Genomic DNA, 22,806 nt, shown 5'->3' with positions numbered 1-22,806 from the left:
GCCTCCTCTTCCTGTTACCTCAGGTTCTTGCTCACCGTGGCCGCCATTTCGTCCGCGGCCTGGATGATCTTCGAGTTCATCTCATAGGCACGCTGGGCCGAGATGAGGTCGGTGATCTCCTTGACCGGATCGACGTTGGAGGATTCCAGGTAATTCTGCTTGATCTGCGCATAGCCCGGATCGGCCGGGGTGCCGACGATCGGATCCCCGGAGGCCGGCGTCTGCCGGAACAGGTTCTCGCCCATGGGCTCCAGGCCCGCTTCGTTGACGAAGTTGGCGATCGTCAGCTGACCGATTTCCTGCAGCTCGGTATCGTTGCCGATACGCACCATCACCTGACCCGAGGAGGTGAAGACGATCTCGGTCGCATCCTGCGGCACGGTGACGCCCGGGACCACGGTGTAGCCGTCGATAGTGACGAGCTGGCCGGTCGCATTGGTGTTGAAGGCGCCCGAGCGGGTGTAGACCGTCTCGCCATCCGGCGTCTCGATCTGAAACCAGCCGCGGCCGACGAGCGCGAGATCGTAGTCGTTGCCGGTATTGACGAGGCTGCCCTGGATGTGAAGGTTACGCACGGCGGAGGTCTGGACCCCCAGGCCGATAATCGCGCCTTCGGGCACGATCGCCTGGTTGGAGCGGTTCGGGACGCCCTGCGCCCGCTCGGTCTGATAGAGCAGATCCGAAAATTCGGCGCGCGCCCGCTTGTAGCCGGTCGTGTTGATGTTGGCGATGTTGTTCGCGATGACTTCGAGATTCAATTGCTGGGCGTTCATGCCCGTGGCGGCGATGGAAAGGGCCTTCATGTCTCTTCTTCCTCAGATCTGCATGCGCGCAATTTCGAGATAGGCGGTGACCACCTTGTCGCGGATGGCGATGGCAGTCTGGAGAGACTGCTCGGCGCTCATGACGGCATCGACGACTTCACGGGTATTCGCTTCCCCGCGGATCGCCTGGAGCGAAACCCCCTCCGCCGATTTCATCGAGCGGATGGCATCTGTGGTCATGTTGCCGAGGACTTCGGCGAAGCTGCCAGCCTGAGGAACGGCCGTGCCGGCGCCCGGCATGACGGGCGAGGCGGAGTTCGGGCCGGCGCCTTCGGTCTCCTTGATGGCCGAAAACGCGCCTACGGACTGAATTGCGTCGATCATTATTGCGAAGCCCTCAACAGGTCGATTGTCTGGGAGATGAGATCGCGAGACTGCTTGATGGTCTGCAGGTTGGCCTCGTAGGCGCGGTTGGCCTCGCGCATGTCGGCCATCTCGATCAGGATGTTGACGTTGGGCAGTTTCACCATGCCCTTCTCGTCGGCGGCCGGATTGCCCGGGTCGAATTCGATGTTGAAATCCGAATCGTCCGTGCCGAGACGTTCGACCTCGACGAGCGATGCGCCGCTTGCCCTGTCGACCTCCGCCGCGAAGCTGATCGTCTTGCGGCGGTAGGGGTCGGTGCCGGGGGCGTCGCCGGTGGAGCGTGCGTTGGCGATGTTTTCCGACACGATGCGCAAGCGCGTCGATTCCGCCTGCAGGCCGGAGGCCGAGACTTTCAGTGCCGAGGTCAAGGGATCCATGTCGCCTATTTCCGTACCGTCATGAGCATCATCCGGTGAAAGGCCTTCACGAGCCCGGCATTGAGCTCGTGGTCGCGCTTGATCGCACCGGTCTTCATCAATTCTTCTTCGAGCGCGACCGTATTGCCGGACTGCTGTACGGCAACGCCATCGAGAGCGCTGACCTCGGTCACATGTGCGGCTTCCGGGCTTTCGGTGAAATGGGCGCGATGGGTCGCGGCCATTTGCATCCCGGTGTTCTGGAGCACGCTTTCGAAGGGCTGAACGTCTTTCGCCCTGTAGTGCGGCGTGTTGGCGTTGGCGATGTTGCCCGCCACGACGTTCTGGCGAACGGTCAGCCACTGGGCCTGCCGCGACGCGAGTTCGAAAAGCTGAATCGGTTCCATCAAGAGCTCCTGCTGATGATGGCGAACCTAGACCGGTAATCTTGCGTGGGACTTGTCGGAAGACGCGGAAGAACCGAACCCGTGATCTTGCCCCTCTCCTCGGGGTTTAACCCGAGGACCAACCCTCTCGCCGCAGGTGGGGAGAGGGGACGTGGCTCACATACGCGACTCGTTTGCAGCGAGGATTGCATGGGCCGAGGCGGCGGTGCTCGATCCCTTCGCCCCGCATGCGGGGAGGAGGTGCCGGCAGGCGGATGAGGGGCAAGCGCGAGGGGAAGCAGCCCTGCCACACCCCTTATGGCCCCTTCGCTACTTCGCCTCGTAGACCTCGCCTCTGGAGGTGATCATCACCCAACGGCCGTCGCGCTCTTCGAAGGTGGCAAGCCGGCTGTTGTCCGGCAATACCGAACCGATACGGACGATATACATGCCGCCCGGATCCCCGATCAGGGCGCGGCCATTGGCGACATGGATGAGTTTGAAGCTGTCCTTTCCGGGGAACGGCTGATCGGGAGGCCCCATGTCCCTGCCTTCTTCGGCGGGGTCCTGGTCGAGCCCCGGCACCGCCGCGGTCGTCAGGCGATCGACCGCGGCGGCGGTCTCCTCGTCCAGGTCCGTCATTGCCAGCGGCGACACCGACACGATCCGCCGTTCCGGGCGCTCCGGCAGATTCCGCGTCGTTCCCTGCCACAGCGAGGGCATCGAGAATTTCTCCGGATGCAGATAGACGTACCACGGCAGGACTGTCGCAAAGGCGGCCATTGCCAGGCCGACTGCGCCGAGGATCTTGTCGATCAGCGGCATCCTGGTTTCGCGGCGGCGTTGGCGCACGATCTCGTCTGCATCGAAATCCGTCAATTTCATCCCCTGCCTCGCAGGCCGGCGGCGCCCGGCTGATTGCCCGCTGCAGCCGCCTTCAGCGCACTGGCGAGGTCCGTGAAAGCGTCGAAGGCGGGCCGTTCGCCGGGTGCCTGCTTCAATACGTCGTAGATGATCGGCACCTGCTTGATCGCCATGTCGAGATCGGCGTCGCCGCCCGGCCGGTAGCCGCCGATGAGCCTGAGGTCCCGGGTTTCCTCGAAGCGGTGGATCAGCGATTTGAGCCGGGCAACCAGCTTCTCCTGATCCGGCGTCCACGCCTTTCTGGCGAGGCGCGAAATGGAGGCAAGCGGGTTGACCGGCGGGTATCGCCCCTCTTCGGCAAGGCTTCGATCGAGTACGATGTGTCCGTCGAGAATGCCGCGCGCCGAGTCGGCGACCGGGTCGTTGTGATTGTCGCCGTCGACAAGGATCGAGATGATCGCCGTGATCGTGCCGGTTCCCTCGGAGCCGGGCCCCGCCCGCTCGAGGAGCCTCGGCAGTTCGGTGAATACGGACGCCGGATAGCCGCGGGCGATCGGCGGCTCCCCCGCAGCGGTCGCCACCTCGCGGATGGCATGGGCGAACCGGGTGACGCTGTCGACGATGAGCAGCACGTTATCGCCCTTGTCGCGATAATGTTCGGCAATTGTGACCGCGGTCAGCGGCGCCATTTTTCTCAGCATCGGGCTCTCGTCGCTGGTGGCGACGACGGCGACCGATTTCGAAAGGTTGTCGCCCAGCGTGTCCTCGATGAATTCGCGCACTTCGCGGCCGCGCTCGCCCACCAGCGCGATCACCACCTTGTCGAAGGCGTCGGCGCGCGCCAGCATCGAAAGCAGCGTCGATTTGCCGACGCCGGAGCCCGCGAAAATGCCGAGGCGCTGCCCGAGGCAGAGCGGGGAGAAGATGTCTATCGCCCGGACACCCGTCCTGAAGCCCTGCTCCACCCGCTTGCGCGTCATGGACGGCGGCGCAGTGTTCGCGATCGAGCGACGGACATCGCCCTGCAGCAGCGGACCCAGGCCGTCGATCGGCTCGGCCAGCGCATTGATGGTCCGGCCGCACCAGTTATCTGTCGGCGCTATGCGGAAGGCGCCCTTGCGGATGACGACATCGTGAATGCCGATCGGGTCCCCCGGTTCGATCGGGCAGACGACCACCCGCTCGGGTTCGACGCGGACGACCTCGCCGAGATGGGTGCCGGTCGCGCTCTTATGCGCGACGAAATCGCCAAGCCGGACATGGCGCGACAGGCCGCTGACCGTGTAGTGTCCCGGCGAGATCGTCTGGACATGGCCGCCCGGCGCGATGGCGAATTCGGGATTTGCGTAACGCGCGACCAGTCCGGCGAGTGCCGCCAGAGAGGTCGATGCTGCAGGTTTTTCAGAGCCTACGCGTGCCATCCGGCTTTCCGTCTCGTCCCGCCCTTAAGTCCGCCCGATCGAATCATCAACGGCTGCCGCCCAGAGTCTCGATGGCCTTGTCGAGCGATCCCTCGCTGTCGCGCATCAGCGCGGTAACGTTGTCGAACGCGCGGGTGATCATGATCAGCTGCGACATCTCCTGGATGGCGTTCACGTTCGACTCCTCCAGGAAGCCCTGCATCACGCCGACATCGAACCGGTCCACGACCGGTTCCGGCTGGGACGCAGGCATCACGGAACTGTTGTCGTAGCGCATGAAGCCTTTGCTGAAATCGGCCTCGTACAGCCCCAACAGGGCGACCTGCAAGCCGTTCTGGTGAACGGCTCCATCCGCGCCGACGGTGATTTCGCCGGCACCGCCGTTCAATTGGATTGGCGCGCCGCCGGCGTCGAGCACCGGATATCCCTTGATGGTCACGAGCTCGCCGGTCTCCGTCAGCGTGAACCGGCCGTCGCGCGTCAGAGCGGGACCACCGGGCGTGTCGATCGAGAACCAGGCATCGCCCTTGATGGCGAAATCGAGCGCGGAGCCGGTGCGCGCCAGCGCACCCGTTTTGGTGCTCAGGAATTCCTCTCCTTCCGACACATACGACACTTTCGTCGGCTTGGTATCGCCGAGCACCTGGTTGAACTTCACTTCCGTCGCGCGGAAGCCCACCGTGTTGGAGTTGGCAATGTTGTCAGCCAGCGTGTTCAGGCGCTTTTCAAGCGCCATCTGCGATGAAAGCGCGACATAGAGACCGGTCTGCAAATCAGCGTCCCCCGAGTTTCAGATTGTTGATCGTCAGGAGCAGGTCGGGAGAAATTCCGTAGCCGCTCGACGAGCCGAAAACCGCAAGCGGGTCGTAGCCGTCGGAAGAATTGTCGATCTCCCAAAGGGTAGTGAAACGATCCAGGAATTCGGCCATCTTCTGCGGATCCTGGAAGTCCTTGAAATCGATCGCCGCCTCGTAGGCTTCCGCCTGGTGATCCACGTCGGCGGCCGCGAATTCGGCCGGCAGCTGCAGGACGGTTCGGACCACATGCGAGAGAGCCTCGTCGGCGATGATTTCGTAGCCATTGGCGATCGTCGGCGCCATGCGCTGGAAATAGAGCGCCAGCCGCACGCCGGTGTTTTCCTCGCCGGCCTTCTGCTCCAGCGTCTGACGCGTGTATTTTTCAGCCACACCTTTCTGCGCGCGCTCGAAGGCCGTGGCGGCTTCGCCGTGCCGCGCGAAATTCAACGACTCGGCCAGGGCCTTGTAGCGCCCGTCCGCCAGCTTGTTGGCAAAGGCGTCGTCGCTGTCGATGCCTTCGGCAAGGACCTTGCGCATGAAGGCTTTGGCATAGGCCATGTCCTCGAGGCCGTGCGCTTTCATGGCGTAGTTGTAGAGCCGGCTGTCGGCGAAGAAGTCGTCGAGCGTTTTGATGCTGCCGATCTTCGACAGATAGTATTCGGTCTCGCGGGCGACGTCCGGCTGCGCCGAAACGCGCTCCAGCGATTTCGTCAGATCGGCAGTGATCAGCCTGTAGCTCGTATAGGTCGTGGTCACGATCGGCTCGCCCTGTCGCATTGAAGCGGAATGAGGAACTGTGCGGTCTTTCGGCCGCACCAGCTTTTCAGAATCGGACGCCATGCTGCCCGATCTCGATCAACCGTGACGGCATTGGCTTGCGCGAACCTGTCCCGGGCGCCTGGTCTCCGCGGCCAGCCTCACGCAAGGATAAAACCCTATTTCATCGGGAGAAATCACGATCGCGACAGGTATCGGCAATGAACATCATCATCGGGCTTCTTGTGACTTTCGGCTGTATTCTCGGCGGCTACATGGCGATGGGCGGCCACCTGGAAGTCCTGAACCAGCCCTTCGAGCTGATGATCATCGGCGGGGCGGGTATCGGTGGCTTCATCATGGCCAACTCGATGAAAGTGGTCAAAGACACCGGCAAGGCGCTTATAGAAGCCTTCAAGCACAAAGTGCCGAAGGAGCGCGAATACCTCGATACGCTCGGCGTGCTCTACAGCCTGATGCGCGACCTGCGGACAAAATCGCGCAACGAGATCGAGAGCCACATCGACAATCCGGAAGAATCCTCGATCTTCCAATCCGCGCCCACCGTTCTGCAGAACAAGGAGCTGACCGCCTTCATCTGCGACTATGTGCGCCTCATCATCATCGGCAACGCCCGCTCGCATGAGATCGAGGCGCTCATGGACGAGGAAATTCAGACGATCACCCATGACAAGATGAAGTGCTATCACGCGATGACGACCATGGGTGATGCTCTGCCTGCGATCGGCATCGTCGCCGCGGTTCTCGGCGTCATCAAGGCAATGGGTGCGATCAGCGAGGCTCCGGAAGTGCTGGGCGCCAAAATTGCCGCCGCACTGGTCGGAACGCTGCTCGGCGTCTTCCTTTCCTATTCGATCGTCGGCCCCCTCGTCGCAAACATCAAGTCCGTGCGGGAAAAGCAGAACCGTCTCTATGTGATCGTCAAGCAGACGCTGCTTGCCTACATGAACGGCTCGGTTCCCCAGGTCGCACTCGAATACGGCCGCAAGACCATCTCCGCCTATGAGCGGCCGTCCATCGACGCGGTCGAACAGGAGATGATGAATCCCGGCGGCGGCAGCGAAAGCAAGGCGGCCTGACATGAACACGAGCACAGCATCGAACGTCCATGCATTCGACAGGAGCCTGCTTGCGCGGATGACCGGCGCGCTCGGCGACGACAAGGTCATCGGCCGTATCGCGCTCGAGCTTGCCCAGGTCTTCGACATGCACCTGCCAGGTGTTCTGCAATCGGAGACCGGGTGCGACGTCACGATCGCCTATGCGGGCTTCCGAACGGGGCTCCGCAACGATCTTATCGCGGAGCTTGGAGACGGGGTCCTGCTTGGCGATCTTTCCCTGCGCAACTGGTGCGCCGACTTCCAGATCGGCTGCGACAGCCCCGTTCTGATCGCGCTTGTAGAGGCTCTGCTCGGAGCCGAACCGACAAGCATCGAGGAGCCGGCACCGCGTTCTCTGTCGAAGATCGAGATCGATGTCGCTTTGCCGGTCTTTCACGGCATTGCCGAGGTTCTGCGCACGGCCGTGGACGCGCCCGGCGGTTTCGAACCCGTCGTCGGCCGCCCGTATAACAGCGCGGATCGGGCAAAGCCCGACCCGGCGCTCGAAGACGTTTACGCAGCCTCCATCGACATTACCATCGGCTTCGGGCCGGTGCTTTCCACCTTCTCGGTCATCGTGCCGCAAAGCACGCTCCTCAAGACCCGGATCGTCTCTCCCAGGGGCGCGGGCGAGGACAAGAATGCGAAGACCGAGTGGACGGAACAGCTGGAGGAGCAGGTCCGCCGCTCGGCCGTTGCCCTAGAGGCACGGATCCGCCTGGAAAGCCTGACGCTCGACACGATCAGCCGATTGCAGGCCGGGGACGTAATCCCTTTCCGCGACGGCCAGGACGTCCGTGTGGAGGTGAGCGCCAACGGGCGCGAGCTCTATGTCTGCGAGTTCGGCCGTTCGGGATCGAGATACACGGTCCGGGTCAAGGATACCCACGGCTCCGAACAGGACATCCTTCGCCACATCATGAGTTAATCCGCCCTCGCCTGGCAGAATGCCTGAGGCAAGCTTCAACTGGAATATTCGGCACATGGCACCCAAGAAAGCAGCACCCATCGCAGAACCGGCCGCATTCGCAGCTGACGCAGAGCTCGACCAGGCGATCGACGACCTGCGCGGCGTTCTCAAGAAGGACGGCGAGGCTGACTTCGGCGCAGATTTCGCCGCCGCTCAACCGCTGGAGCAGCCGGCGGATTTCGGCAGCGACTTCGGTTCTGCCGACAGTGCCGGATTCGGCGGGGATTTCGCTGCCGGCTTCAGCGGCGACTTCGCGGACGCCGGCGTAGCCGGCGGCTTCGACGCGGGTCCCGATTTCGCCGGTAGAGATTTCGATGCGGCGCCGGCTGTCGGGGAAGCTGCACCGGGCAGCGGAATGACCGCCAATATGGACCTGATTATGGACATCCCAATCGATGTCCAGATCGTGCTCGGGAGCAGCCGTATGCCGGTTTCCGGCCTCATGGCGCTTAACGAGGGCGCGACGATCGCGCTCGACCGCAAGATTGGCGAGCCGGTCGAGATCATGGTCAACGGCCGGGTGATCGGTCGCGGAGAAATCACCGTTCTCGAGGGCGATGTGACCCGCTTCGGGGTCAAGCTCCTGGAGATCAAAGGCACCAAGAAATAGAGCGGGATGAAGAAGTTCAGGCGGTTTCCGCCCGTTTCCCGTTTCAGCTCACTAACAGCCCGATGACCGGGCGGAGATGAATCCATGACGGATTTCGGAAGTTTCGAGGCACAGGCTCAGGCGCTCGCACAGCCGCTGAGTCAGACGGAAAAGGCCGCGGCGGTGTTGCTCGCCATGGGCAAGTCGATCGCCGGCAAGCTGTTGAAATTCTTCACCCAGAGCGAGCTGCAGGCCATCATCGCGGCGGCACAATCGCTAAGAGCCATCCCGCCGCACGAGCTGGAAGCACTCGTCAACGAGTTCGAGGACCTCTTCACCGAAGGCGCAGGCCTGATGGACAATGCCAAGGCCATGGAGAGCATTCTCGAAGAGGGGCTGTCGCCCGACGAAGTGGACGGCCTCCTCGGCCGCCGCGCCACCTTCCAGTCTTACGAGGCGAGTATCTGGGACCGGTTGATGGATTGCGATCCGGTGATCATCGCCCAATTGCTCGCCCGGGAACATCCGCAGACGATCGCCTATGTTCTATCGATGATGCCGTCGAGCTTCGGCGCCAAGGTGCTGCTGCAGCTTTCAGACAAACAGCGGCCGGAGATTCTCAACCGTGCCGTCAACATCAAGAACGTCAACCCGAAAGCAGCCGCCATCATCGAGGCGCGGGTGATCGAAATCATCGAAGAGATGGAAGCCGAGCGCAACTCGCCCGGCCCGGCGAAGATCGCCGAAGTGATGAACGAACTCGACAAGCCGCAGGTGGACACGCTGCTCGCCTCGCTCGAAACGATCAGCACCGATTCGGCCAAGAAGGTCCGGCCGAAGATCTTCCTCTTCGACGACATCCTCCTCATGCCGCAGAGGAGCCGCGTGCAGCTTTTCAACGACGTCTCTACGGACGTCATCACCATGGCGCTCAGAGGTTCTGCGGCGGAGTTGCGCGAATCTATCCTCGCCTCCATCGGCGCCCGCCAGCGGCGCATGATCGAATCGGACCTCGCCGCCGGTGACGCGGGCATCAATCCTCGCGACGTCGCGATCGCGAGACGCTCGATCACGCAGGAAGCAATTCGCCTCTCCGCAAGCGGACAGCTCGAGCTCAAGGAAAAGGAGCCGGAGGCCGCCTGAGGCCCCGGCCTGCCGGTATTTCGCGCTGGGGTTTCGATTTCTGTTGACCCGCGCGGGCTGCTGCTCGCCCGCCCCTTGCGTATGGCGCTGTCCAGGTTCACCACGACATCGAGCGTTTGCGTCTGCTGCCGCGATTCCCTGGCGATTTCGGTTGAGGGTCATCCAGGAGCGCCGTTCAGATTGTCGCCGGCTGAGGAGCTTCCTGTTTCATGGCGGAAGAGCAGGACAAGGACAGTAAGACAGAAGCGCCGTCGGAAAAGAAGATCTCCGACGCGACCGAGAAGGGCAACGTTCCTTTCTCGCGTGAGGTGACCGCTTTCGCCTCGACGCTGGCGATCTATATCTTCGTCGTCTTTTTCCTTTCGGACGGCGCGGCAAACATGGCCGAGGCGCTGAAGGACATTTTCGAGCAGCCGGAAGCCTGGCGTCTCGACACCGCAACCGACGCGGTCGGCCTGATATCCCATGTCGTTCTCAAATGCGCCGCGCTGGTTCTGCCTATCTTCGTCCTGCTCATCGTCTTCGGCGTCGGGTCGTCGATCTTCCAGAACCTGCCGCGACCGGTTCTCGACCGCGTCCGGCCGAAATGGAACCGCGTATCGCCTGTCGCCGGCTTCAAACGGATCTACGGCATTCCGGGTCTGGTCGAATTCGGCAAGTCGCTGTTCAAGATAATCGTCGTTTCGATCGTCGTCGTGCTCGTACTCTGGAACGATTATTTCGCGACGCTCGACATGATGTTTTCCGATCCGGTGATGATCTTCACGACCATGATCTCCGACCTCAAACAGATCGTCATCGTCGTTCTCTTCGCCACTGCTACGCTTGCCATAGGCGACCTCTTCTGGACGCGCCATCACTGGTATACCGAACTCAGAATGACGAAGCAGGAGGTGAAGGATGAGCTGAAGCAATCGCAGGGCGACCCGATCGTCAAATCGCGGCTCAGATCGGTGCAGCGCGACCGCGCCCGTAAGCGGATGATCTCCGCCGTGCCACGCGCAACCCTGATCATCGCCAACCCGACCCACTATGCCGTAGCGCTCCGCTATGTGCGCGAGGAGAGTGACGCACCGGTCGTCGTGGCTATGGGGAAGGATCTGGTGGCCTTGAAAATTCGCGAGATTGCCGAGAAGAACGGCATTCCCGTCTTTGAGGATCCGCCGCTTGCACGCTCCATGTTTGCACAAGTCTCGGTGGATAGTGTCATTCCACCGGTTTTTTACAAGGCAGTCGCCGAACTGATTCACCGGGTATATGCAGCTCAGCCGCAACAAAGACGGGTGACATGATCTTGAAAAAGTGCCAATTCTCCGAAGAACGAGAACAGTTAGTTGCGGAGGCGATCCGTCCGGTTGCGACCGAATTGCGCCTCATCGATGCTGCGGATTTCATCGCACTCCTGCGATTCGAGTCCTATGCGAGCATCGCCGATTTGGTGGAATCGGCGGCCGAGCTCCATTTCCTGCCCGGCACCGTGAACTTCGGCCTCGGCGGCAATTATGATCTCGACTGGGACAGTCGCCCGGAGATCACTCTCGATCTCGAACTGAAGCCGCGCGGCGTCACGGTCTATGCGCGCCTGGTGCTCGCGGGCGATAAGGCCGGCATCGAAATCACTCACATCAACTTTCAGCAGCCGTCGGCCGATCCGGACGAGAATACGGCCTTTCTCGCCAAGAGCCTGGCAGAGGCGAAGTTCGTCAAGTCCTATCCGCTGCCGCTGGCAAGCTGAGCAGCAAACGGCTTTGCGCTTTTGCCCATCTTAGTCTCGCAGAACCACACGCCGTTGCAGCTGACGATGCCACGAGGTTGAGACTCGTGGCATCGGTTTTGGATGTTGCCGACGCCATCAAATAAAGATAAGCGCGAGCCACTCGATTGCACTAATCAATGCTGCGGCGTCACTGCTGGCGCCCACGGCAGTATCCGTGGCTATTTCCGTGGCCATGCCGGTCGCGGTAGCCGCGCTTGCCTCAGTCTCGCTCCCCGTCGATACCGAGAGGCTGGCTTCTACTCCGCTGGATTCGCCTTCGCTGGAGCTGACGACGGAGGATGAGTTGGAGGCGGCTGCATCGCTGGCGCTATTCTGCGAAGCGGTCGCAACAGTCGGCGATTCGAGCTGGTTGCCTGAGTTCGCGCCGAATTCCGTCTCGCCAGGCACTTTGCCTGTCGGCTCACTGTCTGAAGCGACAGTATCGCTGCTGGTGCTCGAACCGTCGTTTGTCACGGTGCTGTTCCCGGTGCCTTGGTCCAGGCTGTCCTCGCCGTTGCCGTCTTGCGGAGGCGTGTTGCTGGCATCGGGTTGGTCGCTCCCGGTGCCATCGTCTTCGGTTTCGCCTTGGTTGTCTCCGTTGCTTTGTGGCGGTTCGGGCGGTGGTTCGTCTGGTCCGCGATTGGCAGGTGGGAGGATGTTCGGAGGGTCATCGTTTGGCGGGCCTTGAATGCCGTCGCCACCATTCCCGCCGCCGTTTGGCGGACCGTTAACGCGCGAGCGAAAAAATTTCAGGCAGGCGGATACACCGCCGCTTGTGGCAAAGATCCCGCCGATGGTCGTCGTTGCGCCCACTCCGGCCGCCGAGAGCGCGTTCTTCTGAAGCGAGCCATCGATGGTCTGAGCGATCCCTGCCGCGGTTCCGAATATGCCGCCGCCGAGACCGATCAGGCAGGCCGGCAATCCGTGGCCGCTCGGATCGAAGCCCCAGGAGGGATTGTTGAGCATGAAGGCGTATCGATTTGCGCTGTCATGCCGGTAGATGCTGGCGGAATACAGCGTGTCCGGTCTCGTAAATCTGGCCAGCACCGGGTGATAGTATCGTTGATTGAAATAATAGAGGCCGGTGTCGGCGTCATAGGGCTGCCCCATGAAGCCGTAGTCAGGCGATCCCGCATCGCGCCCCACCGGGGCGCCGTACGCGTTGTAGAGGAACCAGCTGCTTGCCGAGCCCGATGCGTCCGACGTGAAGGTCAGGCTATGCCGGGCGTCTCCATGGAGATAGGTCTCAGTCGTAGTATCAGCGCTCACCTGGCGCGTATAGGCGGGTCCAAGCCCACCATGCAGCACCGTTTCGGAGACTGTGGTGCCATCCTTTGTCGTTTGCCGAAACTGCGGTGACAAATAGATGTAATCGACGCCTGCGAGATCCTGGCGCCATACGCGATTGCCGGCGTGATCATAGGCAAACTTCGCGGCTGCGCCACCGTTGCCATTGGTGAAGCTTTGCAGACGATTCCGACCGTCATAGGCGGCCGAGAAAGCCAAGCTCGGCGCCGATGTCGACAGGAGATTGCCCATTTTGTCATAGGCAGGATTGAGGGGTTTGCCATCGATCGAGCTTGACGCATCCAGAAGATAGCCGTTGCTCACCAGGGAAAGGCTGGCCGATGATTTGAGATTACCGGCATCGTCATACTGAAATGTCTCCGAGCCGCCGATACGGCTGTCGGCGATCGCCGACAGCCGCGCGGCATCGAATGTCGCCGTCTTCGTATAGTCGGACCATTTCGCCGACGATCCGTTGACTTGCAGCGGGAAGCCATATGGGTCGAGCTGGTAGGCCTCGGTAAGGAGGTTGGTAGCGCCGGCCGTTATGCTGAGCTCGGAGACGCTGAAGTCCGGCGTGTATTCCAGGGCGGTCGTGACGCCATTGGCATATTTGATCGCCTGAGGCTGTCCCATTGCCGAGAAGTCCGAAAGGTTCACCTTCGTAATGCCATCGACGGACAGGCTTGCCAAACGCTCCAGGCTATAGGAAAAGCCGACCACGGTGCCATCGGACATTGTCGTCTTCAGAGGGCGCCTCAAAGGGTCGAATTCGGCAGTCATCGAGACTGCCTGGGCAGGGCTACCGATCTGCAGGTCGCTTTTAACGGTCGAGCCGTAGGGGTCGTAGTTGAAGGAGCGAGTGACGTCGACCGCCTGGCCGGTCACGGTGGCGGAAGCAAGCCTGCCGAGGCCGTTCGGCGAGGTATTGCTGTCGTAGACATATTGCACCGCAATCCCGCCGGGATAGCTGACCGCGACTTTACGGCCAAGATCGTCATAGTCGTAGGAGATGGTGCCGTTGCCTTGGCTCTTCTTCGCCAGATAACCATCGGCGCCATATTCGAAAGTCAACGCGCCGAGGGCTGGAAGCGTTTTTTTGGAGACCCGGCCGACGCTGTCATAGGCATATGTCGACCTGGTCGAGCCGCCGTCTGCCGGCGGCTCGACAGATGTTATACGGCCGATCAGATCACGCCCGTAGCCCGTCTTGATAGTCGCCGAACCGGAAGAGCGTTGATCCTGAAATGCCTGTGTTTCCACCTTGTCCTGATTGGCATAGTAGGAACGGTTCTCGGTGATCGTCGCCTGATAGGCGGTCCCGGCTGCCAGAGTGTGGGTGATCGATTGACCCGCCTTCGTCGTTTCGTAGCTGGTTTGCGAGGCGATGCTTTCGATTTCGTCGCCATTCTGCCACGGTGACGTGGTCTCGATCGGCCGGTCCAGAGGGTCGTAGGCCGTCGTTGCGTAAAGAACCTGCTCGCCCTGAACATATGGGAGGGCGCTCTTCAGCGTCTTGTTCGTGGCGCTGAAGGTTTCGTCCTCCATGACCCGGTCGAGCGCACCTCCGTCGCTTGATTCGGTGAGCATCTGATATTGGCGCTCGAGTCCGTCGTAAAGATAGGTGACGGACTGTACCGACGGTTTGCCGCCTTGCTGCGGCCATTGCGCCAGGTTGGTGCGCGTAACTGCCGGCACGCCGCTCGACCAACCGTGAGTGAAGCTGGTGAGGGTCGCAAGATTGGCCGGCGAGACATCCGCGGGCGCAGTGACATATGTCCCGAGGCAGGCAGCCGTCAACGCGCCCGGATCGACCCCGTCAGGGGCCGGCCCCTGAATGGATTCCCTCCGCCCGAAGGTGTCGTAGCAGGTCGTGAACTGGTTGCCATTCGCGTCGATCTTCAGAGTTTGCTTGCCGAAGCGAGCGTCGTAACCGTACTGCGTGATCAGCACCGCCGAATTCGTGCCGGTAGGTTGCGATTTCTGCTGCACATAGGTGTGGAAGGTCGGTTCGATCGTGTAGCTGGTTGTTGCTCCCCCAGGCTGGGTGAGCGACAGCCGGTTGCCGAACGTGTCGTGGGAATATTGCGTCACGAGATAGACTTGCCTTCCGTCGTCCCAGACGCCCTTGGTTTCGACATTCATGGCTGCATCGTACGTCCAGTGACTAAGTGAGATATCCTGGTCGACCTCGAAGGATTGCAGATTATCCAGCGACGCGTTGCGGGTGGTCTTGGCATACTGTTTGTAACCGAAACGCCAGTTCGCCGGATCGTTCTGATAGGCGGTGTTGCGGTAGACATTGTCGGAGGGATCGCTGTCGGTGCCGGAGCGATCGACAAGGTTCAGCTTGGCGCTCTGCGTCCGGTTTCCATAAGTGTCGTATTGAAAAGTCTGGCCGATGGAGTGTTGATAGGTGCCCCCCTGGAATTTGTCCGTCCGCACGAACGAAGGACGCACCATCGTTGCCTCATTGCCGCTTTCCTTCGAGACCTCCGTGATGACTGACTTGTACTCGAAGCTGTCTACGGACAACACGTCGCCCGCCGCGCAAGTGTTCGCTACCGCATCGGAGCAGCTTACCGTGCGCGACAGCGGCCGCCCGATCAGCGGAAAGGTCTGGCTGTAGGTGACCGTCGTTTCCCTGCCGATCGATGGGTTCGCGTGGCTGCTCGCAGCAAATCCCAACCAGCCTCTGCCGGTGTCGCTCACCTGCCCGCTCCGATAGAAATGCGTGACGGTGTAGCTGTAGGGATTGCTGGCGATAGCCGGGTTATTGCTGTCGGTGGACTCGGCGACCACATAGAACCGGCCGGTCAGGTTCGAGCTCGATCGGTATTGTGGCAGCGTCTCATTCTGCGTAAGCGGGGGGTAGCGCTGGTATTTCGCCAATGCGCCCTGGCCGGCCGTCTCAGAGTAGACAGAGGGATCCGATAAAGGCTTGTAGGAGATCGCGACGGTCCCCAGCGAGGATCGTTCTATATTCGTCATGAGATCGGGGAAGGCGCCCGCAGTCAGTCCCACCTTCACGGCGTCCTGAGTGAAGGCAACGACATCCAAGAGGCCGTCGGCGTTGATGTCGACGATAAGTCGGTTCGTTTGGCTCGCCGAACCGCCCTGGGAAAGGCCGAGTCCTTCCAGTGAGTCCTGGTCCCAACTGCCCGGCACGAACGCTGACCCCGTGGATAGCGCCACCACCGTGCCGCCATCGTTGAACCCGACGATGTCGCCGCGTCCGTCGCCGTTCACGTCGGTCATCATCCGTGGCGTATCGCTGGTCCAGTCGGGCGCGTTGAATTCGTTCGACCAGGTCGCCGGCGGTTCGAAGCCCGCGCCGTTGGACAATCCGACCGTGACCTCGGTGCTGAATCCGACAAGATCGGAAAGACCGTCGCCATTGACGTCGGACATCATGCGCGGGTTGTCGGCATTCCAGGTGCTGCTGTCGGCGAAATTGGCGTAGTTCTGGTCCCAGCCGTCCTGCGAGAAGCTCGTACCGGTGGAGAGGGCGACGTTGACAGAGCGTGTTTGCTGATTCATGGCGACCACATCGCTCTTGCCGTCACCATTGACATCGGCCATGAGGAGGTCGTCGCCGTTCCAGCCTTGCTTGACGCCGATGTCGGCGAACCAGGTTTGCGGCACGTCAAATCCCCCCGAAGCGTTGGCAAGGGCGACTTGGACGCCGTCGTTGAAGCCGACGATATCGGCAGCACCGTCCCCGTTCACGTCCGCGAGATAGCGCGGTGCCTCGGCGCTCCAGCCTGCGTTCGGAGCAAAATAGGCGAATGTGGTCGGTGACTTGACGAAAGTCGAGCTGGTCGCGTCAGCGAGAGCCAGCTCGACTCCATCGTCTGAGAAGCCCACGATATCGGATAGGCCGTCGCCGTTGATGTCGGTCAGGTAGCGCGGTTGGTCGCCGGACCAGTTATATTCCGGAGAGAAGTCTTCGAGCCAGGTCGTGGGTGCAGAGTAGCCGCCCGGTTCCGCGAGCGCGACCTGTACGCCGTTCTTGAACCCGACGATATCGGTGAGTCCGTCGCCGTTGACGTCGGCGAGCGTGACCGGATTGTTCGCCTGGTCCCAGCCGCTTGATGCTGTAAAGTCCCCCTCAAGCCACGTCTGGCTGCCCCCAAACGCATTGGCGCCGGTTTGATAGGTGAAGCGTGAGGGCGAAAGACCCTTGGCGTTCCCGTCTTCGCTGTCGAAGAGTTGCACTGTCGTCAGACGCGACAGCCCCGTCGAGGGCGAGGTTTCGTAGCTCAGTCGATAATTGCCGACGAGATTGTGCGCGAGATAGGTGCTCACGGCGCTCAGGCGCAGCGTCGTTTCCGCCTGCGAGCCGCCGGTGAAGTTCCTGATCGGATCAGGACGGGTCTCGTAGCTAAGGCGAATGAAGCGGTTGGCGGCCGTAGCAGGTTGCGTGTTTACGTTTGCACCGTATGCGATCTCCACCGGATAGGCCAGACTACCCGCCTGGCCCGTGCCTGTCGGATCGGTGCTGTAGGCGAAGCTTATCTGATTCCCGTTCCTGTCCGTCTGGGATGACAAGAGCCATTCACGTATGGTTGCCTGTCCCGGTGCAACCGGCACGCGGCTGTCGTCGGTACCGCCGAAGGTAAGAGTCTCTCCGTTCGGCTGCCGAACCACGAAGGATTGAGGGCCTGCGCCGCTCACACCGTTGGACGTGATCTGGTCCCAGTTGTCGATCTCCGTGCGATAGACGCTGCCATCTGCGCCATTTCCGCCTGTCATGACGAGAAGCCGTTTGCCGTTGAAGGCGAAGCGATCCTCATTGGTGTAGGTGATATCGCCGTCGATGCCGTCGATCGCAATGATCTTTCGGACACGGCCTATTTTCGAAAAGCCGTTGAGGTTCCATCCGACGCCGAGCAGACCGTTCTGGCTGGTGCTGTTGTAGCCGAAGGAAAGAGACGGTTCGTAGCCCTGAATGCCGGGCGGTGTCTGAACCTTGATGGTATAGATCGCGCTGCCCGACGAGGTAACGCTGAAACGGCCCTTGTCGGAACCCGCTTCCTCGTCGGAGGCGGCGTTTGCCAGCCGCGGACCACCGTTTGGCAGCCCGGCCAGAATGAGAACAAGTGCCAGGGACATTCTGAAGAATTTCGCGAAGCGGGTCATGTCTTCCCCCTTTGGATACTCGTAAACAGTTCAGGATTTCAGTATCTCGTTGACGTGAACTCGGGCGCTCGGTCGGCCGCGGCCCGGAAGGCCTGGCTCTCCCGATGGCCCCGGTAGCCCCGGTAATACGCTCGATATGCCTTCCTTACTTTCGCCGGGTGCGCCGCCGCGGCCGCCCCCGCCGCCTGATCCGCACCTGCCGCCTTCGCTTTCCAGGGCCTCGACCGTGATCAGATGAGCCTTGGCCGGTGGGCACGAAATGAAGACGTTCGAGGAAATGCCGCCATTGCCACCGTTTCCGCCCCGCCCGCCCTTGCCACCGCGGCCGCCGAGTCCGGGCGGGCCATAGCGGCTCTCATTCACGTCGGCCCCGCCGCGGCCGCCGTTTCCGCCGCGGCCGCCATCACCACCCTTGCCGCCCGCGCCCCCGTCGCCGCCGCGCCCGGCCTGACAAAAAACCGAGAGGCGATCGCTGGTGCTCGCAAAGGACCGGATCGTGATCTCGGCCGTTTTGCACATGCCGCCGGTGCGGCCGCGGCGCCCGCGGCCGCCGTCTGTGCCGTTCCCGCCATCGCCGCCACTGCACTCATCGAAAGGAACGACATCGACAATGGCAGGACCGAACACCGATGCGCGCAGCTTGACAGAGCGGCCATCGCGCCCAGGGAGACCATCGCGTCCGGGAAATCCGGCCGGCCCGTCGAGCGGCCCGCTGATCCCGCTGTCGACGGGGTGGGGCGTGGGCAGAATGGCGATGTGGTGACTGACTGCGCCGATCTCTTCGTCGGCGTGACCCGGAAGAATGTCGAGCTGCTGGACCAGCATCGAAAAAACATTGCCTCTGACGACAATTCGAGCGCCCCGGTCGAGTGTGAGGCTGCCGATGTTCAAGAGCGTGTAAAGCTCTTCGCGAGTCCCGACGTTCCATTCGTCGGCGGTTGCACTCACGTCGAGAACGGCGCCCGGGCCAAGCTTGACGTCTCTTGCTGAGACCACTTTGAGGCGGGCCGGGAAATGCTCGCCCATCCTCTCGATATCGCTCGCTTCGAGAGGAGTGCCGGCAAAAATGTAAGCCTCGCCGCGGTCATGCACGCCCTGCCAGAGGCGTGTGCGTCCTCCAAGCCCGGCGAAGCTCCGCTGCCGCAGCCGCCGCTCAGTTCCGCCCGCATGCGACATCCATCTGCGCAGAGAGTGGATGTCGCTGATGCGGAGGTGGGCCGTTGCGATGCCACCGGCAGATAGAGCGCCGAAGTCGTGACCGGCTGCGGCCGCAATCATCTCGAATTCGGTCATCGGCGAGTGCTGAACATCCAGCGCCGCGGAGCTGCCGGTAAACATCGCTTCACCCCCCGTTGGCAATCGAGATCGTGCCGGGATTACCGGTGTAGGTGCCCGGGGCGCCGACGGTCCCATTGGTTCCGGGTTGTCCGGCAGTTCCCGCGGTACCGGCCGAGCGATGTTTGCCGCTGCCCGATCCGCCAGCTCCGCCACTGCCTCCAGACCCGCCGGTGCCCCCGGCGCCTCCGGTGCCCGCTGCTGCGATAATGCCTCCGCTCTGGACCATCGTCTGGTTCACATCGTTCGCAAGCGTCACATTGATCGGGTGTCCGTCCACACCGTTTCCGCCGGGTCCGCCGTTGCCGCCGGCGCCACCATTGCCACCATTGCCACCATCGGCGCTCTGGGTTCCTTCACATCCCGATTGGCACCCGTCTCCGCCGATGCCGCCGTTGCCGCCGGCGCCGCCGTTGCCTCCCGCACCGCCCTGTCCACCTGCGCCCGACTGCGTGAGCATGTAGATCGGATTCTGCGTGATCGCATTGAAGGTGAAGCTGGCGGTCAGATTGGGTGTTCCGTCGGCGCCGCGCTGACCGTCGGTACCGGCGGCTCCGTCTGCACCGGCGGTACCTGCGGTCGGGTCCTTCGCGCCGGTGCACACCCCGGGTGAAGGCGTCCCTGAACTGCTGCCGTCTTGACCGTTCGCTGCTTGTGGCTGGTTCGTCCCGGCCGTCCCTGCGGTCCCGGGCTTGCCGAAGATGCCGATCGTGTAGTTCGCCCCGCTGCTGCCGCCGCTCGCGTTGTTGACGACTGTTTGAGCCACGAAAGTGACGCTGGTTGCATAGGCGTTGATGTATCCCCCCTGATCGATCGTCAGAGTTTCGATGTTTAAGGAGACGGGTGTGCTTTCATCTCCCAACGTCCACTCCGACGAGATCGTTTTGTCCGTGGCCGACACCAGTTTGACTTTGGTTGGGAAGACGTGTTTGAGGGCGAGAGCGTCGTCGTGGGACAGAGGCCGATCGGCATGAACTGCCGCTGCGGCACGCAGATGCAACGCCTCGATGCTGCCGTTCGATTCATCCATGAGCTTTGGATGATCTTTCTCGTACTGTCGGATGCGTGCCTGTCTCACCTCGGGGCTTGCGCCGTCATGCATCAGCTCCCGAAGCTCCTCGATCGAATGTACCGTCCGGGTCGTGTGTATCTCGTCCCCGTTTTGCAATGCTTCCAGGCTGTGACCGAACTTCAATGCGCGTTCATGAAAGGAAAGCATGACATTTCACCTCAATTTAGAGTTGTAAACACAAACGGATTTTGGCCGCGAGCGGAGGTCGCGGATATCGATGTATCGAGATAGTGTGTGGCCGACCTATGCGGATGGCGCAATCGAGAATGGGTGGCGCTGGGCCGCGCTGTTCACCGGCCGATGCATACTGCAGAATGCGATGCCGGTCTTTGCGAGAACCGGCGTTTTCTGCAAGTGTTAGTAGAGTACCAAGTCGCGCTACACACGATCTACCCTCAATTTTCGCGGGCTTTCAGAGAGCTCTCGTGAAGAGTGTACAAATCGATAATACAATCCAAGAACAGGATTCATCGTCGGCGCGTGCCGCATCGCCTGCGACCGTTCAAAGGCGCAGAGCATGCGCGCTCCTGCGCGGCTCGCACGGCGCTGGGTCTATTTGGTAGTTCCTGCAAGGGGTTACCGGATCGGACGGCAGCCGTTCGCCGCGCCGGCGCATTTGCCGCAATTCCGGAGGGAAAACCGCTGCGCACTTTTCCTGGAATGGCCGGTTCTGTGCTTTGTCGCAATTCCGGACGGAAAACCGCTGCACACTTTTCCTGGAATGGCCGGTTCTGTGCTTTTGTCGCAATTCCGGACGGAAAACCGCTGCGCACTTTTCCTGGAATGGCTGGTTCTGTGCTTTGTCGCAACTCCGGACGGAAAACCGCTGCGCACTTTTCCTGGAATGGCTGGTTCTGGTCTTTCGTCGCAATTCCGGACGGAAAACCGCTGCGCACTTTTCCTGGAATGGCTGGTTCTGGTCTTTCGTCGCAATTCCGGACGGAAAACCGCTGCGCACTTTTCCTGGAATTGCTCTAGCTGATATAGCCGAGGCGGATGGCCTTGGCGATCGCCTGGATCCGGTTGACCGAGTCCAGCTTCGTCGTCGCGGCGCCGAGATAGGCATTCACGGTATGGACGGAGAGACCCATCTTTTCGGCGATCTCCTCGCTGATATGACCGTCGCCGGCCATTTGCAGGCAGGCGATCTCGCGATCGCTCAAAGCCTCGGTCTTGAACAGGCGCTTCTCGTCAGCGGCCAGGAGGTCCGTCATGATATGGGCGCTGCGGCCGTGCAGTTCCACGATCTGTTCGCCCGAGGCATCGATATAGCTTCCGGCGAAAACCACATAACCGTTGCCTTGCGCGCCAAGCCGTACCGGAAAGGCGATACCCGAATAGGGAAGCGTACGCGCCTTCAGCCGGCGCGTGAACGGAGCGAAATCCGGGGCTTCGGCTGTCTGGTGCTCCCCCTGGCCGTTCCAGAGCAGCGGCAGCAAGGAATGGTCGAGATGCTGGAGCAGCTCCTCGCCGTACAGGTCTATCAGGTCACGCGCGTTTTCCTCGCAGGAGGATCCCCAGTTGTGGAGGACGCAGGCGAGCTTGCGCGTTGCAGCAACGCCCCTTCCGTTCGTTCGCAGAACGGCGAAATTCTTCGCGTTGATCTGCCGTTGCATGGACTGCAGGCGCGTCACCAGCGTCGCCGCCCGCGCCGCTGGCCCGTTTCGGCCCAACCGGTTGCCGTCGCCGCGTTCCTCCGCCACGAGATAGGCCATCGTCCCCGCTCCTAAACCAGATTGTTGCGCACGGCGTGGGCGATCGCTTCGGACCTCGTTCGCGTCGCCGTCTTGCGCATCACACTGGTGATGTAATTGTTGATCGTGTTGCGGGAGATCCCGAGTATAACGGCGATTTCATCGCTCGTCTTGCCTTCGGCGATCCAGAACAGGCATTCGAGCTCGCGCTCGGTCAGCTCGCATTCCCGATCATGGCGCACATCGGCTTTGATCTTGTGACTCGCGACATAGCCGGCAAGCACCGCCATGTCACGCAGCGCCTCCTGGGAGAGAATCACATCCTCGGGGAAAAGCAGCATCAGGGAGAAACGCGTGCGCCCTACGCTGAAGGTCACAGCGCAATAGCTCCGGCTGACGCCGCGCGGCAAACCGATGTCGTCGGGCATCGTATGGAAGGCCGGCTGCAGTTGGGCCAGGCACTTTTCCAGTTCCGTGGTCTTCGCATCGAGCCCGGCGACAATGCCCGAAAGACGCCGCACTATATCGAACGGCCAGTCGGAACAGACGACGAAATCGAGTCCGCCGTCCTGAGAAACGTCATGCCGGGCGAGAAGATAATGCGTTGCGCCGACACATTCCGTCAGCGCCGCCAATCCGTTGCCGAGCCCCGCACCCGAGGCCACTTCCCCCAGCCTTCGGATCAGTTGCTCCCATGATGTTTTGCGACCGCACATCCGCGGCGCAGCGGTCTCCAAGGACCAGACTGCGTCCGACCGCGACATTTCCATGACTTTCAGCCCCCGTGCCCGATTCGACGCCCTGAAATGTCACGCTTGCCCTGTCGTCCCCGACAGCCGGCTTCGCCGGTATTCTTGCCACCAAGCGAGTATCAGGACGCGAATCAATCGCTAAACTGTACATCGGCGACCTCAAAAAGACAGAGCG

Annotated in this window: 20 protein-coding genes; 7 read left to right on the top strand and 13 right to left on the bottom strand. The window is 61.7% G+C overall.

Annotated elements, in window-relative coordinates:
- Positions 1-14 precede the first annotated feature (14 nt).
- The 8 genes from flgG to SINAR_RS0112840 all read right to left on the bottom strand — a co-directional run bounded on the left by flgG (position 15) and on the right by SINAR_RS0112840 (position 5,770).
- Positions 15-803 (bottom strand): flagellar basal-body rod protein FlgG, encoded by a 789-nt coding sequence (gene flgG, locus SINAR_RS0112875; protein WP_027999477.1) that lies wholly within the window; start codon positions 801-803, stop codon positions 15-17.
- Between the two features lie 12 nt (positions 804-815).
- Positions 816-1,148: a flagellar hook-basal body complex protein FliE gene (gene fliE, locus SINAR_RS0112870; RefSeq protein ID WP_027999476.1), complete on the bottom strand. Its 333-nt coding sequence runs from the start codon at positions 1,146-1,148 to the stop codon at positions 816-818.
- Positions 1,148-1,567, bottom strand: a complete 420-nt coding sequence (gene flgC, locus SINAR_RS0112865; protein ID WP_027999475.1) for a flagellar basal body rod protein FlgC — start codon at positions 1,565-1,567, stop codon at positions 1,148-1,150. The genes fliE and flgC overlap by 1 nt, the downstream gene beginning before the upstream one ends.
- 5 nt (positions 1,568-1,572) lie before the next feature.
- Entirely contained in the window at positions 1,573-1,953 is a 381-nt protein-coding gene (gene flgB, locus SINAR_RS0112860) for a flagellar basal body rod protein FlgB (protein WP_027999474.1), read from the bottom strand.
- Between the two features lie 309 nt (positions 1,954-2,262).
- On the bottom strand, positions 2,263-2,817 hold the full coding sequence (locus tag SINAR_RS0112855) for a hypothetical protein (RefSeq protein ID WP_027999473.1): 555 nt from the start codon (positions 2,815-2,817) through the stop codon (positions 2,263-2,265).
- The gene (fliI, locus tag SINAR_RS0112850; protein ID WP_027999472.1) at positions 2,814-4,217 is read right to left on the bottom strand and encodes a flagellar protein export ATPase FliI; all 1,404 of its coding nucleotides are present in this window, start codon (positions 4,215-4,217) and stop codon (positions 2,814-2,816) included. Before fliI ends, SINAR_RS0112855 begins: the two co-directional genes overlap by 4 nt.
- A gap of 46 nt (positions 4,218-4,263) precedes the next feature.
- A complete protein-coding gene (gene flgF, locus SINAR_RS0112845; protein ID WP_027999471.1) occupies positions 4,264-4,989 on the bottom strand; it encodes a flagellar basal-body rod protein FlgF in 726 nt (241 codons plus the stop codon).
- 1 nt (position 4,990) lies between these two features.
- Positions 4,991-5,770: a DUF1217 domain-containing protein gene (locus SINAR_RS0112840; RefSeq protein ID WP_027999470.1), complete on the bottom strand. Its 780-nt coding sequence runs from the start codon at positions 5,768-5,770 to the stop codon at positions 4,991-4,993.
- Between the two features lie 221 nt (positions 5,771-5,991).
- Between SINAR_RS0112840 and motA the strand changes: the two genes are divergently transcribed.
- The 6 genes from motA (at position 5,992) to SINAR_RS0112810 (ending at position 11,328) form a co-directional block, all read left to right on the top strand.
- Positions 5,992-6,870, top strand: a complete 879-nt coding sequence (gene motA / locus SINAR_RS0112835; RefSeq protein WP_027999469.1) for a flagellar motor stator protein MotA — start codon at positions 5,992-5,994, stop codon at positions 6,868-6,870.
- A 1-nt stretch (position 6,871) separates the two neighbouring features.
- A complete protein-coding gene (locus tag SINAR_RS0112830) occupies positions 6,872-7,819 on the top strand; it encodes a FliM/FliN family flagellar motor switch protein (protein WP_027999468.1) in 948 nt (315 codons plus the stop codon).
- A 55-nt stretch (positions 7,820-7,874) separates the two neighbouring features.
- The gene (fliN, locus tag SINAR_RS0112825) at positions 7,875-8,471 is read left to right on the top strand and encodes a flagellar motor switch protein FliN (protein WP_027999467.1); all 597 of its coding nucleotides are present in this window, start codon (positions 7,875-7,877) and stop codon (positions 8,469-8,471) included.
- An 84-nt stretch (positions 8,472-8,555) separates the two neighbouring features.
- The gene (gene fliG, locus SINAR_RS0112820) at positions 8,556-9,593 is read left to right on the top strand and encodes a flagellar motor switch protein FliG (protein ID WP_027999466.1); all 1,038 of its coding nucleotides are present in this window, start codon (positions 8,556-8,558) and stop codon (positions 9,591-9,593) included.
- A gap of 209 nt (positions 9,594-9,802) precedes the next feature.
- Entirely contained in the window at positions 9,803-10,885 is a 1,083-nt protein-coding gene (gene flhB, locus SINAR_RS0112815; protein WP_027999465.1) for a flagellar biosynthesis protein FlhB, read from the top strand.
- A 2-nt stretch (positions 10,886-10,887) separates the two neighbouring features.
- Positions 10,888-11,328 (top strand): BspJ family T4SS effector nucleomodulin, encoded by a 441-nt coding sequence (locus SINAR_RS0112810; protein WP_033057689.1) that lies wholly within the window; start codon positions 10,888-10,890, stop codon positions 11,326-11,328.
- A gap of 117 nt (positions 11,329-11,445) precedes the next feature.
- Here the strand turns inward: SINAR_RS0112810 and SINAR_RS1000000134695 are convergent, their stop codons facing one another.
- From SINAR_RS1000000134695 to SINAR_RS1000000138175, 3 genes are read right to left on the bottom strand one after another with little or no spacing between them, the layout of a single operon-like run.
- Positions 11,446-17,778 carry an FG-GAP-like repeat-containing protein gene (locus tag SINAR_RS1000000134695; RefSeq protein WP_050577501.1) on the bottom strand — a complete coding sequence of 2,111 codons (6,333 nt, stop codon included), beginning with the start codon at positions 17,776-17,778 and terminating at the stop codon, positions 11,446-11,448.
- Positions 17,779-17,808: 30 nt separating this feature from the next.
- Positions 17,809-19,116, bottom strand: coding sequence for a hypothetical protein (locus tag SINAR_RS1000000137180; protein WP_027999463.1), 1,308 nt, complete (start codon positions 19,114-19,116; stop codon positions 17,809-17,811).
- A gap of 4 nt (positions 19,117-19,120) precedes the next feature.
- On the bottom strand, positions 19,121-20,332 hold the full coding sequence (locus SINAR_RS1000000138175) for a hypothetical protein (RefSeq protein WP_027999462.1): 1,212 nt from the start codon (positions 20,330-20,332) through the stop codon (positions 19,121-19,123).
- 370 nt (positions 20,333-20,702) lie between these two features.
- Here SINAR_RS1000000138175 and SINAR_RS1000000137360 point away from each other — a divergent pair, with 370 nt between their 5' ends.
- On the top strand, positions 20,703-21,167 hold the full coding sequence (locus SINAR_RS1000000137360) for a hypothetical protein (protein WP_167333597.1): 465 nt from the start codon (positions 20,703-20,705) through the stop codon (positions 21,165-21,167).
- Here the strand turns inward: SINAR_RS1000000137360 and visR are convergent.
- Entirely contained in the window at positions 21,160-21,900 is a 741-nt protein-coding gene (gene visR, locus SINAR_RS0112780) for a transcriptional regulator VisR (RefSeq protein WP_027999461.1), read from the bottom strand. The genes SINAR_RS1000000137360 and visR overlap by 8 nt on opposite strands.
- Before the next feature lie 11 nt (positions 21,901-21,911).
- Positions 21,912-22,649, bottom strand: a complete 738-nt coding sequence (visN, locus tag SINAR_RS0112775; protein ID WP_027999460.1) for a transcriptional regulator VisN — start codon at positions 22,647-22,649, stop codon at positions 21,912-21,914.
- Positions 22,650-22,806 lie beyond the last annotated feature (157 nt).

It is taken from the genome of Sinorhizobium arboris LMG 14919, assembly GCF_000427465.1.
Taxonomy (GTDB): Bacteria; Pseudomonadota; Alphaproteobacteria; order Rhizobiales; family Rhizobiaceae; genus Sinorhizobium; species Sinorhizobium arboris.
This window is presented reverse-complemented; position numbering and strand designations above follow the sequence as displayed.

Excerpts from the sequence above, each read along its gene's own strand:
- flgG (WP_027999477.1), bottom strand. The coding sequence starts at position 803 with ATGAAGGCCCTTTCCATCGCCGCCACGGGCATGAACGCCCAGCAATTG.
- fliE (WP_027999476.1), bottom strand. The coding sequence starts at position 1,148 with ATGATCGACGCAATTCAGTCCGTAGGCGCGTTTTCGGCCATCAAGGAG.
- flgC (WP_027999475.1), bottom strand. The coding sequence starts at position 1,567 with ATGGATCCCTTGACCTCGGCACTGAAAGTCTCGGCCTCCGGCCTGCAG.
- flgB (WP_027999474.1), bottom strand. The coding sequence starts at position 1,953 with ATGGAACCGATTCAGCTTTTCGAACTCGCGTCGCGGCAGGCCCAGTGG.
- SINAR_RS0112855 (WP_027999473.1), bottom strand. The coding sequence starts at position 2,817 with ATGAAATTGACGGATTTCGATGCAGACGAGATCGTGCGCCAACGCCGC.
- fliI (WP_027999472.1), bottom strand. The coding sequence starts at position 4,217 with ATGGCACGCGTAGGCTCTGAAAAACCTGCAGCATCGACCTCTCTGGCG.
- motA (WP_027999469.1), top strand. The coding sequence starts at position 5,992 with ATGAACATCATCATCGGGCTTCTTGTGACTTTCGGCTGTATTCTCGGC.
- SINAR_RS0112830 (WP_027999468.1), top strand. The coding sequence starts at position 6,872 with ATGAACACGAGCACAGCATCGAACGTCCATGCATTCGACAGGAGCCTG.
- fliN (WP_027999467.1), top strand. The coding sequence starts at position 7,875 with ATGGCACCCAAGAAAGCAGCACCCATCGCAGAACCGGCCGCATTCGCA.
- fliG (WP_027999466.1), top strand. The coding sequence starts at position 8,556 with ATGACGGATTTCGGAAGTTTCGAGGCACAGGCTCAGGCGCTCGCACAG.
- flhB (WP_027999465.1), top strand. The coding sequence starts at position 9,803 with ATGGCGGAAGAGCAGGACAAGGACAGTAAGACAGAAGCGCCGTCGGAA.
- SINAR_RS1000000134695 (WP_050577501.1), bottom strand. The coding sequence starts at position 17,778 with ATGACCCGCTTCGCGAAATTCTTCAGAATGTCCCTGGCACTTGTTCTC.
- SINAR_RS1000000137180 (WP_027999463.1), bottom strand. The coding sequence starts at position 19,116 with ATGTTTACCGGCAGCTCCGCGGCGCTGGATGTTCAGCACTCGCCGATG.
- SINAR_RS1000000138175 (WP_027999462.1), bottom strand. The coding sequence starts at position 20,332 with ATGCTTTCCTTTCATGAACGCGCATTGAAGTTCGGTCACAGCCTGGAA.
- SINAR_RS1000000137360 (WP_167333597.1), top strand. The coding sequence starts at position 20,703 with ATGCGCGCTCCTGCGCGGCTCGCACGGCGCTGGGTCTATTTGGTAGTT.
- visR (WP_027999461.1), bottom strand. The coding sequence starts at position 21,900 with ATGGCCTATCTCGTGGCGGAGGAACGCGGCGACGGCAACCGGTTGGGC.
- visN (WP_027999460.1), bottom strand. The coding sequence starts at position 22,649 with ATGGAAATGTCGCGGTCGGACGCAGTCTGGTCCTTGGAGACCGCTGCG.